This is a genomic window from Mycetocola zhadangensis, from assembly GCF_003668565.1.
In the GTDB taxonomy this organism is placed as follows: domain Bacteria; phylum Actinomycetota; class Actinomycetes; order Actinomycetales; family Microbacteriaceae; genus Mycetocola_A; species Mycetocola_A zhadangensis.
Window position 1 is genome coordinate 377,447 of the sequence record NZ_RCWJ01000001.1, and the last position, 13,034, is coordinate 390,480.

Annotated in this window: 11 protein-coding genes; 6 read left to right on the forward strand and 5 right to left on the reverse strand. The window is 64.0% G+C overall.

Translation table 11 applies throughout. The features are described 5' to 3' along the window. Nucleotides 1-21 precede the first annotated feature (21 nt). Entirely contained in the window at nt 22-165 is a 144-nt protein-coding gene (locus D9V28_RS16025; protein WP_183086397.1) for a hypothetical protein, read from the forward strand. Between the two features lie 46 nt (nt 166-211). On the opposite strand, the gene D9V28_RS01830 is transcribed toward D9V28_RS16025, so the two are convergent. Next, nucleotides 212-769, reverse strand: coding sequence for a dihydrofolate reductase family protein (locus D9V28_RS01830; protein WP_121658006.1), 558 nt, complete (start codon nt 767-769; stop codon nt 212-214). A 286-nt stretch (nt 770-1,055) separates the two neighbouring features. On the opposite strand from D9V28_RS01830, the gene D9V28_RS01835 reads away from it, so the two are divergent. Continuing rightward, nucleotides 1,056-1,895, forward strand: coding sequence for a class I SAM-dependent methyltransferase (locus D9V28_RS01835; protein ID WP_121658007.1), 840 nt, complete (start codon nt 1,056-1,058; stop codon nt 1,893-1,895). A 6-nt stretch (nt 1,896-1,901) separates the two neighbouring features. On the opposite strand, the gene D9V28_RS01840 is transcribed toward D9V28_RS01835, so the two are convergent. Then, nucleotides 1,902-3,602, reverse strand: coding sequence for a bifunctional 3'-5' exonuclease/DNA polymerase (locus D9V28_RS01840; RefSeq protein WP_121658008.1), 1,701 nt, complete (start codon nt 3,600-3,602; stop codon nt 1,902-1,904). 66 nt (nt 3,603-3,668) lie between these two features. Further along, nucleotides 3,669-5,834, reverse strand: coding sequence for a hypothetical protein (locus D9V28_RS01845; RefSeq protein ID WP_121658009.1), 2,166 nt, complete (start codon nt 5,832-5,834; stop codon nt 3,669-3,671). A 96-nt stretch (nt 5,835-5,930) separates the two neighbouring features. On the opposite strand from D9V28_RS01845, the gene D9V28_RS01850 reads away from it, so the two are divergent. The 4 genes from D9V28_RS01850 (at nt 5,931) to D9V28_RS01865 (ending at nt 10,143) form a co-directional block, all read left to right on the forward strand. Further along, nucleotides 5,931-7,178, forward strand: a complete 1,248-nt coding sequence (locus tag D9V28_RS01850) for an alanine racemase (RefSeq protein ID WP_121658010.1) — start codon at nt 5,931-5,933, stop codon at nt 7,176-7,178. Further along, complete coding sequence (locus D9V28_RS01855) at nt 7,175-8,488, forward strand: D-arabinono-1,4-lactone oxidase (protein WP_121658011.1); 1,314 nt, start codon at nt 7,175-7,177, stop codon at nt 8,486-8,488. Before D9V28_RS01850 ends, D9V28_RS01855 begins: the two co-directional genes overlap by 4 nt. 116 nt (nt 8,489-8,604) lie before the next feature. Continuing rightward, complete coding sequence (locus D9V28_RS01860) at nt 8,605-9,171, forward strand: LemA family protein (protein WP_121658012.1); 567 nt, start codon at nt 8,605-8,607, stop codon at nt 9,169-9,171. An 87-nt stretch (nt 9,172-9,258) separates the two neighbouring features. Continuing rightward, nucleotides 9,259-10,143 carry a M48 family metallopeptidase gene (locus D9V28_RS01865; protein WP_121658013.1) on the forward strand — a complete coding sequence of 295 codons (885 nt, stop codon included), beginning with the start codon at nt 9,259-9,261 and terminating at the stop codon, nt 10,141-10,143. A 63-nt stretch (nt 10,144-10,206) separates the two neighbouring features. Here D9V28_RS01865 and D9V28_RS01870 read toward each other — a convergent pair whose 3' ends face one another. Then, nucleotides 10,207-11,685 carry a zinc ribbon domain-containing protein gene (locus tag D9V28_RS01870; RefSeq protein WP_121658014.1) on the reverse strand — a complete coding sequence of 493 codons (1,479 nt, stop codon included), beginning with the start codon at nt 11,683-11,685 and terminating at the stop codon, nt 10,207-10,209. Nucleotides 11,686-11,789: 104 nt separating this feature from the next. Beyond that, a complete protein-coding gene (locus tag D9V28_RS01875) occupies nt 11,790-13,016 on the reverse strand; it encodes a winged helix-turn-helix domain-containing protein (protein WP_121658015.1) in 1,227 nt (408 codons plus the stop codon). Nucleotides 13,017-13,034 lie beyond the last annotated feature (18 nt).

Genomic DNA, 13,034 nt, shown 5'->3' on the forward strand with positions numbered 1-13,034 from the left:
GCGTTCTAGCCCATCCTGGAGTTGCTGACGAGCTGGTCGCCCGCACTCGCGCCCGTTGCGGCCTTGCCTGAGTTCGTCGGAGGCAATGCAACCTACACGGTTCGCGGCGACGGACTCGGCGAAGAGAACGACGCAATCAGCGACAACGTTGACATCGCACGCTGACCGCAGGCAGATCGCATACATGGGCCGCGTCAGTACTCAACCCGGCTCAAGTCGTCCTGTAGCGCGCGTAGATCAGTCCGCTGTCGAAGGCACGCTCCTCGACCAGTTTGAGATCGAGGCGCACGCCGTCCGGGAAGAACCGCTTGCCGCCGCCCACGACGGTCGTGGTGATGAACAGGTGGTATTCGTCCACCAGCCCAGCCCTGATCGCCTGGGCAGCAAGGTTGGGGCCATCCACGGTGAAATCATGCTCTGCCTCGGACTTGAGCTTCTGCACTGCCTCTGGGTCGAAGTTCCGCTCGATTCTGGTGTTCCCGCTCGAGACTGACGTCAAAGTTGTTGAGTACACGACCTTCTCTGCGGCTTGCCAATCCCTGGCGTACTGCAGGATGTGCGGTGGTTGATCGGGCTCTTCGTCCGCTGTCTCCCAGTAGACCATGGTCTCGTACATCCGTCGGCCGTAGAGGTAGGTGCCGACGGGACGGAAGAGATCGTTGATGAAAGTATGCACCTCCTGGTCTTCAGCCCCGGTTCCCAGGTCACCCTCTGCTGCGGCGGCGTAGCCGTCGAGTGACGTGATCATCGAGTAAATCAGCTTTCCCATACGTGTCCCTCGGCTTCCAAACGCTTCCGGCTGACAAGTGCGCAGACGACGTGGCCTTCGTCCGTACGCCCGGGATTCCCTGATCCCTCGCGTTTCTGGACCCTATCCGCACCCTTGCGCGAAACACAACACCCGGGGCCGAGTTCACGGCCCCGGTGTTCGGTCTCAGTACGGTCCTGCTGACGATTCGGTAATGGGTGACTGAACCCGGTCTTTCATTTGTGTGTTCGACGAGGTCACCCAGGCGTAGACTCGCGCGCATCACGCACATCGCAAGGAGGCGACCGTGGGAATCGAGACCGCAGTATCGGAACATTACAGTTCGGGCCGGTTGGAGGACGTTCTCCTGTCCGCGCTCAGGGACGCTGGGATTGACCCGGACAGTCTGCAGCCTGGAGACCTGTTTCCGGCGGATGAACTGCACGTCGGGGGAGCGGTCGCGGCCCACGAACTTGCCGAGGCCGCCGGGATCTCGCAAGGGCATCGAGTGCTGGACCTGGGTTGCGGCATCGGGGGCCCCGCGCGGCTTTTCGCTTCGCAGTTCGGTGCTGAGGTTGTCGGCGTCGATGTGACCGAGGAGTTCGTGCACACGGCGACCTCTTTCACCCGGCGTTGTGGCCTCGCCGAGCTGGCCACGTTTGTCACCGCGAGCGCCCTCGCTCTGCCTTTCGATGAGAACAATTTCGACCGGGCGACGCTTCTTCACGTCGGCATGAACATCGAAGACAAAGGCACGCTCTTCTCCGAAGCTTTCCGAGTTCTCAAGCCCGGCGGGGTCTTCGCAGTGTTCGACATCATGCGCACGGGCGAAGGTGAGGTGACGTACCCGGTGCCATGGGCGGCGGATGCCGCCATTTCGTTCCTGGAGACGCCTGAGCAGTACTCCTCACGAGGACTGGCGGCCGGATTCAGCGTGGAGGGTCGACGCGATCGGCGGGAGCTGGGCATCGAGTTCCTGACGAAGATGCAGCGGGCTGCCGCCCAAGGCGCTGACGCGCCTGGGCCACCACGGCTGGGTTTGCCCCTGGTGCTTGGTCCGGACAGCGGCAGGCGCGTGGGAAACCTGCTTGCCGCCGTTCAGGCCGGCATCCTGGCTCCGGTCGAGATCCTGTTCCGGAAGCCCTGAGCGACGCTACTTCGCCTGGTCGTAACTCGACACGGCGACGACGGTCAGGGCGAAATTGACCGGGAAGCGGCCGAAAAGCAGCCGACCAGCGTCCTCAGCAGCGGAAGTGATGGCATCCGTCACCGCATCGGCCAGATGCGCGGGACTGTGCACCATCACTTCGTCGTGCAGGAAGAAGGCAAGGTGCGGTTCGCCACGCTCGTCTGCGAGTGCCCGAAGCCGGATGCGCAGGCCGGCCATCCAGCAGAGAGCCCATTCGGCAGCTGTACCCTGAGCCACGAAATTGCGTGTGAACCGGCCCCAGTCCCTGGCCAGCTGACGCGCACGGCGTTCGTCCGCCGGAGAGGCCCCGGCCTCGGCTGCTGCACGTTGAGCGGCGTGCCACGCCTCACCGGGTCGCGGGGAGCTGCGCCCGAGCCAGGTGCTCACCTGATCGCCGCGTTCACCGGTGCGGGCTGCGTTTTCGACGAGTCCAATCGCGACGGGATAGGCCTTCGCCAGTTTGGGCATCAGTCGGGCGCTCTCACCCGTGGTTGCGCCATAGAGGGCGCCCAACATGGCCACCTTGGCATGCGCCCGGGTATCGACAACGCCCGCGTCAACGAGGCCCTGGTACAGGTCGCCCTGTCGTCCGGCCGCAGCCATCTTTTCGTCGCGGGACATGGCGGCGATGATCCGCGGTTCAAGTTGGGCGGCGTCAGCGACCACGAGTGTCCAGCCGTCATCGGCTCGAACCGCACCACGAATTTGCGCCGGCAGCTGGAGCGCACCGCCGCCCCGTGTCGCCCACCGACCAGTGACGACTCCACCGACGACGTACTCGGGCCGGAAACGGCCGTCGCGCACCCACGCGTCCATCCAGGCCCAGCCGTTGGCCGAGTTGAGGCGGGAGAGCTTCTTGTACTCGAGCAGCGGTTCGACCACCGGATGCTTCTGCGAGCGAAGTTCCCACTTGCTCGTGCTTGTCACGGTGAGACCCGCCCGCTTGAGAGCTCGAAGAAGTTCCTGCTGGGAGTCGGGGTTGAGCCCGGGGGACTGCAGCAGGGTGCGGATTGTGTCAGAGAGCGCTTCAAGCTTTTCCGGCCTGCCGCCGAACATCGGTCGCGGGCCGAGTAATTCGGTCAGCGCCGCGTTGTGAACCGCGGTGCTCCACGGCAGTCCTCTGGTTCGCATCTCCTCCGCGATGAGCGCACCGCTCGATTCGGCGGCGAGTAGAAGTTGCAGTCGAGCCGCGGCCTCGGGAGCTGTGGCCGCGATTGCGTCGAGGGTTGATCGCTGGAGTACGTATTCGGCAATCGGGTCTCGGGCTCCCTCGTCATCGGCGGGGCCATCGGACAGCTCGGCCAAATCAGCCAGGTCGTCAAAGAGGGCGGTGCCCGAGCTCGCCAGCTCGACGGGCTGGTCGTCCCACGAGTTGCGTTCGCCGAGCGCAAGTTCCGTGCCGCGCGCGGCCTCGGACAGCCGGAGGATGTTGTGGCACAGGCGAAGGTCGTGGCATCGCTCGACCGTGAGATCGGCGCTTAGTAACGCCGGATACCACTGGCTGGTGTCGTCCCACACCCAGCGCGGCCGTGAGGGCTCGCGCCGAGCTACCTCCGCGAGGAGTTCGGTGTGCGACAGCGGCAGCGTCGTGAGAACAACACCGGCGGAATCGACCTCGGTCAGGGTCACTCGACCGGTGGGTGACCCGCCGAGCACGATGAACATGTACCCATTGTGCCGCTCGCCTGTGACACCCGGTGCCGCGGCAGTCGCCCTGTGGTCGAGGCTGCGTCATCCAACCGTCAGATTCGGTGACACCATGCGCCGCCAGATCCAGAGCGAGATGCCCAAAGCGCCGAACGCAACCGCGGCGAACATCATCGCGACTGCAGCTACCTGCCCCTCCCACAGGTCCACTGTCGGGCTGAGGAACGCGAACAGCACCGTGAAAATGAGCAACGCGCTGGCAAACCAGGCCGGCTTGGACCAATTGAGAACTGTGCGACCGCTGAGGCTGCCGAGGGGGACCATCATCATGGCCGCTGACCCCAACGCGGCCATCGCCATGATGTTGACCAGCTCAGCCGCGAATGATCCGACGATACCGACGGGCGTCCCGATAACGGTCGTTGCGAACCACCCGACGAGGCCGAGGGCGAACACTGCGCCGATGCGCGACAGGCCCACCTGGCCTCGGTCACTCACGCTTCCGTTCGGCAACGCGATGACGAAGAGAACCCCGAACAGGAACGCCGGCTGCAGGTCGAGAACGCGGGAGAGCAGCGCAACCGCGAGGACCACAGGGAAAGCAACCATCGACAGTCGCTGAACCGGCCGGTCATACCCGCGCCAGCGCGCAAACATGGCCGGCACCCAGGTTGCCGCCGCATTCACAAGAACGAGAGCGAGAGCGGATGCCACGAAAACACGAAGATAGGCTGGCTGGCCGTCGACAGGTCGAGCGAATAGAACGATACCTCCCGCAACACACAGCGCGATGAGCACGCGTGCCGCTGTGCCGGGACCGGTGAGAAGCGGAGCCGGATCGTCGTGCGTTGGAATGCGGTTGCGCCCCGTGAGCGCCGTGTGAGTCACGCCGGGCGCGGAACGTCGGCGAACCAGCGTCGTCGCGATGATCCGCGCCGGCACAAGCAGGAGCGCAATCACGGCTACGGCCATGACCACCGCGCGGAGCCAGGTCAGGTCGGCGCCCGGCCCGACAGCTGCCTGCACCGCGGTGGTGAATGGGGTGCGATCAGCCCACGGTCCTTCCGGCGCAGGCGCAGCGCCTGGCCCGTCTTCCTGCTCCGTCGGCGGCGCAGACTGCACAGGGGGCGCAACCGGAGCCGTGGAAGGCTCGTTCGTCGGGCGAGGCGCTGGGGCCTTCGTGGGCGCCAGGGGAGCACCGGTGAAGAGAACGGAGAACGCCGGACTTCCCGGACCGGTATTACCTGCGGCGTCGCGCTGGTAGGCCGTGATCGACGCCCCGCCTGCCGGCACAGGGGCACCAGTACAGCTCCAGCGCCCGGCGGTCACGGCCACGTCCGAGCACAGCTGGATGTCCACTCCCGATGTTGTTACCGCAAACACGGTGACGGTCGCGCCCGTTTCACCTGTACCGGCGTACGTCGTAGCGCCTGCGGGCATGGTTCCGTCTGGAACCGGGGTGGTGATGGAAGGTGCAGCGGGCGAGTCGCGATCGAGCGAGAGCTGCACGGAAGCGCTTGGCCTGGACTCGCGACCGCCGCTGAATGGCGTGTTCTGCGAGGCGGTGAGCTGCAGAGAGCCGCCAGGAACGTCAGTGGGCAGGACATACACCCAGCTCCCGGCAGCCGAAACGGTGACCGGCCAGGTGCGCCCGTCCACGTTGCGGATTGTGAGGTTGGCGCCGGGGTACCCGGTGCCCTGCAGGAATCCGCTCGAGAGTCCGGCGCTTGTGGACGCGATAGTGGGGGGCAGAAGAACACGGAGCGTGGCCGTCGCGGTCGATGCCTCGACCCCTTCGAGCAATTGCACGGCGGTCAGGGACACCGACGGGCCCTGGGGGAGAGAGGCGACGGAGCACTCGAAGCTCGTGGAGGAGTCGGGGCCGACGAGGCATACCGGGTTACCGCTGTCTCCGGTGTGCACTTGCACGGACGCACCAGCGGCCTTCGTGCCCGTGACAACGAGGGGAACCGCGTTGATGAAGTCGCCGGAACCGGGAGTGGTGAGTGTGACGGCGTTGGGAGCGATACCTGCCGGCGGCGCAGACGGTGTCGGGATCGGCGCGGCCACTGCGGCAGCGGGGCTGGCGAGAGCGAGCAACGACAGCAGAACTGCGGAGATAATCGTGCGTCGTCCGCGCCGGAGTTGAAGCGCGCGCGAGAGCAGACCTGTCGGTAGCGCCGACGAGTCCCCCGAATGCTGTGCTGAATTCCCCACCTTCTGTCCATTCCACGTTGCGGCTCCGGGCATGTCAAGATGCCACACCCAGTTTGGGGGGCCTTTCTCAGGCGTATGCCCGTCGACCTGTCCCGCATCGTCATACTGGTTATGACGCGGAGGAAACGAATGGCACTTGAACTTTCGGCCCGGGGGCGAGCTGCAAGTTCTCCAGCCCCATGGCTGACCCCCGAAACTTTCTGGCCGCAACTCGACGAGGCGACGGCCGCTTTCGATACTCCTCTCGGTGTCATACACCTCGGGGCACTTCGATTCAATGCGCACGATATGGTTCGGCGAGCCGCTGGAAAACCCATACGGGTGGCCACCAAGTCGATTCGGGTGCGTTCTGTCATTGACGCGCTCCTGAAGACCGACGGGTACCGGGGCGTTCTCGCCTTCACCCTCCCCGAAGCGCTCTGGCTGGCCGGAGACATCGACGATGTCGTCCTGGGCTATCCGACAGCGGATCGCGCGGCGATCACACAGCTGGCGACGGACGAGCGGCTGGCATCCCGCGTCACCCTCATGGTGGATTCGGTGGAGCAGCTGGATCTCATCGACGCGTGTGTTCCCCCAAACGCTCGCGCGAGCATCCGTCTGTGTCTGGAGCTCGATGTGTCGTGGCAGACCGGAGCCCCCATCGGCAACATCGGGGTGCTGCGCTCGCCGATTTTCACGCCACAGAATGCTGAACGGTTCGCGCGCACGATCGCCGCCCGTCCTGGTTTCGAGCTGGTGGGGATGATGGCGTATGAAGCGCAAATCGCTGGGCTCATCGACAATTCGAAGTCTCGAGCTGTTTCGGCAGCGACCAGGTGGGTCAAGCGTCAGTCGATCCTGGAACTCTCCGAACGCCGCACGGCGGCCGTCGCAGCCGTTCGGCGTGTGAGCGACCTCGAGTTCGTGAACGGGGGAGGCACAGGGTCGCTCGAGAGCACGAGCGCCGACGACTCGGTCACCGAGATAGCCGCCGGGTCCGGCCTCTTCGGCGGGCACCTCTTCGACGGGTACCGCGAATTCCAGCCGGCGCCAGCTGCGGCGTTTGCGCTTTCCGTTGTGAGGAAGCCGCGGGAGGACACCGCGACGGTGCTTGGCGGAGGATGGACGGCGTCTGGCCCTCCCGGCCGCGACCGCCTGCCCCAGATCGTCTGGCCAGAGGGGCTCGAGATGGCGCCGCGCGAGATGGCTGGTGAGGTGCAGACTCCAGTGGTCGGTCGCGCCGCGGTTCAACTCCGTCCCGGAAACCGGGTCTGGTTCCGGCACACAAAGTCCGGCGAACTGAGCGAGCACCTCAACGGATTTTCTGTCGTGGACGAGGGACGAGTCGTCGACACCGTGCTTACGTACCGCGGAGAAGGAAAGGCGTTCCTGTGACGGCAACCGGCGCCATCTGGCACAACTGGGCTCGCACTGAGAAGGTGCGTCCACTCCGGGTGGAGCGCCCGCGAACAACGGCAGCGCTCCAGCGAGCCGTCCGTGCTGCTGCAGGATCTGGCATCCCGATCAAAGCCATCGGTGCCGGGCATTCGTTCACCGGTATAGCCGTTGCGCCAGGTATCCAGCTCGATCTTGAAGATTTGAGCGGGCTGGTGGGGGAGCCGACGGCCGACGGTCGAGTCACCTTGCTTGCGGGTACGCGGTTGCACGAGATTCCGCGGCTGCTCGCTCCGTTTGGGCTCGCTATGGAGAACCTGGGTGACATCGACGCCCAAAGCATCAGCGGAGCGATTTCAACGGGTACTCACGGCACCGGTGCCCGGTTCTCAGGGATTTCCGCTCAGGTGCGCGGCGTTGTGATGGTCACCGCGACCGGCGATCTGCTTGAGATCAACGATGGGTCGGCTGCCGAGTTGCTGCCCGCTGTGGTGCTTGGGCTTGGTGCGCTGGGCATTCTGGCCCAAGTGACAGTGCAGTGCGTGCCGCGCTTCCTGCTGCAGGCGGTGGAAAGAGCGGAACCTCTCGAGGAGGTCCTCGACACCGCGCTGGAACGGGCAGCCGATGCCGACCACTTCGAGTTCTACTGGTTCCCGCACACGACAACAGCGCTCACCAAGACCAACACCCGCCTGCCGGCCGGGTCTCGGCGCAAACCGCTGAATTCGGTGTCTCGGTTCGTCGACGACACCGTGGTGGCAAACGGGCTCTATCGGGTCACCTGCGCGGCTGGGGTTGTGCTGCCTCCGTTGATTCCCCGGGTCAACCGCATCGCCGACAAATTGATGGGCAATCGAAGTTTCACCGACCTGTCCCACCGGGTGTTCACCACCAAACGAACCGTGCGATTCCGCGAGATGGAATACGGCATTCCGGCCGAACATGTTCCGGCGGCCGTTCGCGACATCGACGAACTTATCAAGCGCAAGAAGTGGCAGATCAGTTTCCCGATCGAGGTCCGGTTCGCGGCCGCAGACGACCTGTGGCTCTCCACGGCACACGGTCGGGCAACCGGCTACATCGCCGTCCACAGGTACTACCGCGAACGGCCGACCGCATACTTCGCCGCTGTCGAGGCGATTCTCCGCGGATATGGCGGGCGGCCGCACTGGGGAAAGATGCACACGCAGGATGCCACGGACCTCGAAAGCCTGTATCCACGCTTTGGCGATTTCGTTGCGGCTCGCGACCAGCTCGACCCGCGCCGACTGTTTGGCAACCCATACCTCGAGCGAGTGCTCGGCCGCTGACCGGTTCCCCCGAGCGTTTGCCCTGAAAAGTGCTCGATCGCCCGGTTTGCGCCGTCCGCCGAACAGTAGAATGACTCGTAGAGTTCGAACCCGCAAGCAACCTTAGGAGCACACGCATGGAATGGCTCATTCCTGTACTCATCATCGTCGCGCTGGCGGTCATCGTCGGCATTTACTTCTGGGTCACCTACAACTCACTGGTGTCCCTGAACGTACGCGTCGATGAGGCCTGGAGCGACATCACAGTCCAGCTGAAGCGTCGTGCTGACCTGATCCCGAACCTCATCGAGTCGGTGAAGGGTTACGCAGCTCACGAGAGAGCGGTCTTCGAGAACGTAACCCGTGCGCGTGCCGAGACGCTGTCGGCACAGAGCCCGCATGATGCATCCGCTGCTGAGAACCACATGCAGCAGGCGCTGAAGTCGATCTTCGCGGTCGCCGAGGCGTACCCGCAGTTGCAGGCCAGCCAGAACTACCTGCAGCTCCAGGGCGAACTGGTCGACACCGAAGACAAGATTCAGGCTTCACGCCGCTTCTACAACGGTGGAGTGCGTGAACTCAACACCAAGATCAAGGTGTTCCCCAACAACCTCATCGCGAAGAACCTCGGGTTCAGCGAACGCGAGTTCTTCGAGGTCACCGACAACGCAGCGATCGCCGAGCCTCCGCGCGTGCAGTTCTAGCGACAGCGAAAAAGACTTCTTTCAAAGGCTCGGGCGCAACAGTATGCGCGCTCGGGCCTTTGTCGTATTTCCTTGAAAGGACACTGAATGTATAGGGCCATCCGTAAGAACAAGGTGAACACTGTGTTGATCATCCTGTTCTTTCTGCTGATTATCGGCGGACTGGGAGCCCTGGCCGGATATGTCTACAACAGCCCCTCGATCGCGGTCTTCACGCTTGTAGGTGCCACGATCTATGCCGCGTTCCAGTACTTCTTCGCGGCAAGTCAGACCCTTGCAGTGAGCGGCGGTCGCCAGATCGAGAAGCGTGACAATCCTCGCCTCTATCGGATTGTGGAGAATCTGGCCATCACAACGGGCTCACCAATGCCGAAGGTCTACCTAATCGACGACCCAGCCCCGAATGCGTTCGCGACCGGGCGTGATCCACAGCACGCTTCAGTTGCAGCCACGACGGGGCTTCTCGACATTCTGACCGACTCAGAACTTGAGGGTGTCATGGCCCATGAGCTCGGTCACGTCCGCAACTACGACATCCGGGTATCGATGATCGTTTTCGGCCTTGTCGTTGCCGTTGGCTTCATTGCGGACATGTTCGTTCGGCTCGCGTGGTTCGGCGGCGGCAACCGGAACAACAACAACGGTGGCAACCCGATCGTCCTTGTCTTCGGTCTGGTTGCCATGATCGTCGCGCCGCTGCTCGCCAGCCTCGTGCAGCTCGCCGTCTCCCGGCAGCGGGAGTACCTGGCCGATGCGACTGCGGCCATGACGACGCGATACCCGGATGCGCTCGCCAGCGCGCTTGAGAAGCTTCAGGCATACGGACGGCCAATGCGGCGACAGAACTCGTCCATGGCGCACCTGTGGATCGCTGACCCGGCGAAACCGGGCAAGGTCGAGCGTCTCTTTTCTACGCACCCGCCGATCGCCGATCGTGTCGCGCGGCTTCGCGAAATCGGAGGCGGTTTCTAGCCTTCCCACATACAAAAAGCGGGGCGAGCCTATTGGCTCGCCCCGCTTTTTCGTGTGTTCGGTCTAGTAGATGTCCTCGATGGTGACTTTGTCTCCGTCGATGACGATGGAACCGTTGATGGTCCAGTCATCCCACGGGTAGACCATGGTGCCCTGTCCACCCGGGTAGGAGAGTTCTCCGGTCGCTGTGCCGGTGACCTTGCCCTTGGTGGCGTCGAAGTAGGCTCCTGACTCGTTCACTGTGACAACCGGGTACTTGTCAACCTTGTAGGAGAACGTCGGGTCTCCGCTGAAGTCAAAGTAGTAGAGGCTGCGCAGGCCGCAGTTCTCCGGGTTGGGAACTGACTGCGCCGCACAGGCGTCGAGGTGAGCATTGACCTGTTCCTGAACGGCGTCGGTGAGGTCCTGGGTCGGGGCCATCTCCAGGGTTACCCCTTCGGAGAGTGACGCCTTTGACCCAGTTCCGGCGACGAACGACTGCGCCTCAGCCTCGAAGAAGGTGTTCTCCGGAGCGCCAATCTCGTACGCGGCCGGGTAGGCAGCGAGTTTTGAGCTTTTGCCGAAGTCGACGTCCGCGCCGTTGACGGATACCAGTGGGTTGTCGCTGTTGGACACGTAAACGTAAACCGAAGAGAGGAGAGGCTTGTCGATCTTCCACTTGTCGAAGAACAGCCCCTGTTTGCCATTTTTGCTGAGCTGGAGATCGCCGTCATACACCGTGCCGTCGATGCTGTAGCTGATCTCGACGTTTGCCGAGTCGCCACGAGTGGTGACGTCCGTGACCTTCGGGCTCTTCATCAGCGCCTTGGATTCCTTGAGGATGTCATCGGACAGAAGAGCCGCGGCACCCTTGGTGACGCCCGGGTCGACGAGCTTGTTGGCCGCGGATGCCTTGCCCTGGCTGATGGCCGTCAGGTACTTGTTGACGGTCGCCTCTGGGCCGTACTGGGTGGTATTGATCGCGTTGATGACAACGATCCCGATGACCAGGAGGAGTACGAGGCCGGCAGCGATGGAGCTGAAGAGGATGATCTTTTTCTTCTTAGCCGGGTCAGCAGGTGGCCGTGGAGCGCTCTGCGGGTAACCGGGGCCTCCGGGGCCACCGTATCCACCGGCCTGAGGGTAGCCAGCAGGTTGCGCGCCCTGAGGGTAGCCAGCAGCCTGGGTGCCCTGGGGGTAACCCGCCTGCGCGCCCTGTGTGTACGCGCCCTGCGTGTACGCGCCCTGCGTGTATGCACCCTGGGTGTAAGCGCCGGCAGCCTGAGCGCCGGAGTCCGGCCCGACGGGAGCGGCTGACTGGGCGCCGGAATCGCCCCCCGGAGCCTGCTGTGAAGCTTCAGGCGCCTGGCCGTATGCGTTCTGCGCATAGTTCGAGCCCTGCGAGTAAGCCTCGCGAGCCGGATCGGCTACTGGGCCGTCTGCCTGGTGAGCCGAATCTGCTACCGGGCTGTCCGCCTGGGGTTCTGCTGGCTGAGAGGGGTTCCCGTTGGGCACCGAACTGTCGCCCCCGGGAAATTCTGGTGTCTTGTCATCCGAGACCATGGAGAAAGTGCTGCCTTTCGTTGAATGCGATCTCAGCCAACCTAGCAGTGCTGACACCCGAATCAGGGCCACCAGACCCCTGAAAACACGCGGATCTATGGGGACTAGTCCCCATTCGTGGAGAGGGCGACGCCGAGTGCTGAAGCGAGCCTCGCCGAGAGGGTCCCACGATCCGCCACAACCACCCGTTCGCACCCCTGCCACTCGGCTGTGCGGCGCAGCAGGGCCGCCAGCCTTTCCGGGGTGTCGGCAGGTGCGCTCGGCTCAAGCCAGGCGGCCTGCACCCTGAGCGTTCCGGCCTGTCGATCGTTCTTGAGGTCCACACGCGCGGCTAGCGTGTCGTCGATCAGAACGGGGAGGACGTAGTACCCGTGGACGCGCTTGTGTTTGGGCGTGTAGATCTCGATTCGGTACCGGAAGTCGAACAGGCGCTCGGCACGTGGGCGTGCCCACACGACAGGGTCGAACGGAGAAAGTAAGGCATCGGCGGAGAGCGACCGTGGCTTTCGGGCGCCATTCGCCAGCCATGCCTGTCGCGGCTGGGTGCCGCGCATCCAGCCGGGCACGGTGACGGGCAACACGTCGCCGGCATCCTGCAGTTCCTTGATTGCCGTTCGCGAGTCCGCACCAGGCAGCCGAAAGTAGTCGGCGATGTCCTCGAGCGTGCCAACCCCGTGCGCAACGGCACCTCTCCTCATGAGCTCGCGGATGGCATCCGCTCGCGAGATGTTCAGATCGAGGATGCTCGCGGGCAGGACCTGCGACGCCAGTGCGTAACGCCGCTCGAAACCGTTTCGCCCCGCTGACACGATCTCGCCCCACCGAAACAACGTTTCGAGCCCGATCTTCACATCCGACCAGCCCCACCACGGTCCCGTGCGCCTGTTGGCGTCGTGCTCGACCTCGCTGGCAACGAGCGGCCCTTTCTCGGCGAGTTCGTCACGCAACCACTGCAGGAACGGCCCATTGGCGCTGGCCCAGCTGTCGGGGTCGGAAAGGCTCCGAGCTCGGAACGCGTCCATGCGCCAGCGAAACAGCGGCCAGGTGTCGACCGGCAGAAGTGTCGCCTCGTGCCCCCAGTATTCGATGAATCGCCCCGGCCGAAACGTCAATCTGTCGAGGATTGCCTTGTCAAACCCGCCCAGCCGTGCGAAGACCGGAAGATAATGACTGCGCTCGAACACGTTGACCGAGTCGATCTGTAACACCTCGAGTCGGTCGATGAGAGTGTTCAGTTGTCGCGCCCCCACTGCTGGCGGGTGTGGGCGACCAAACCCCTGGGCCGCCAACGCAACCCGCCGTGCAAGCGCGGGGGAGAGGATGTCGTTCATCGGTGAAGGTTATCGGGT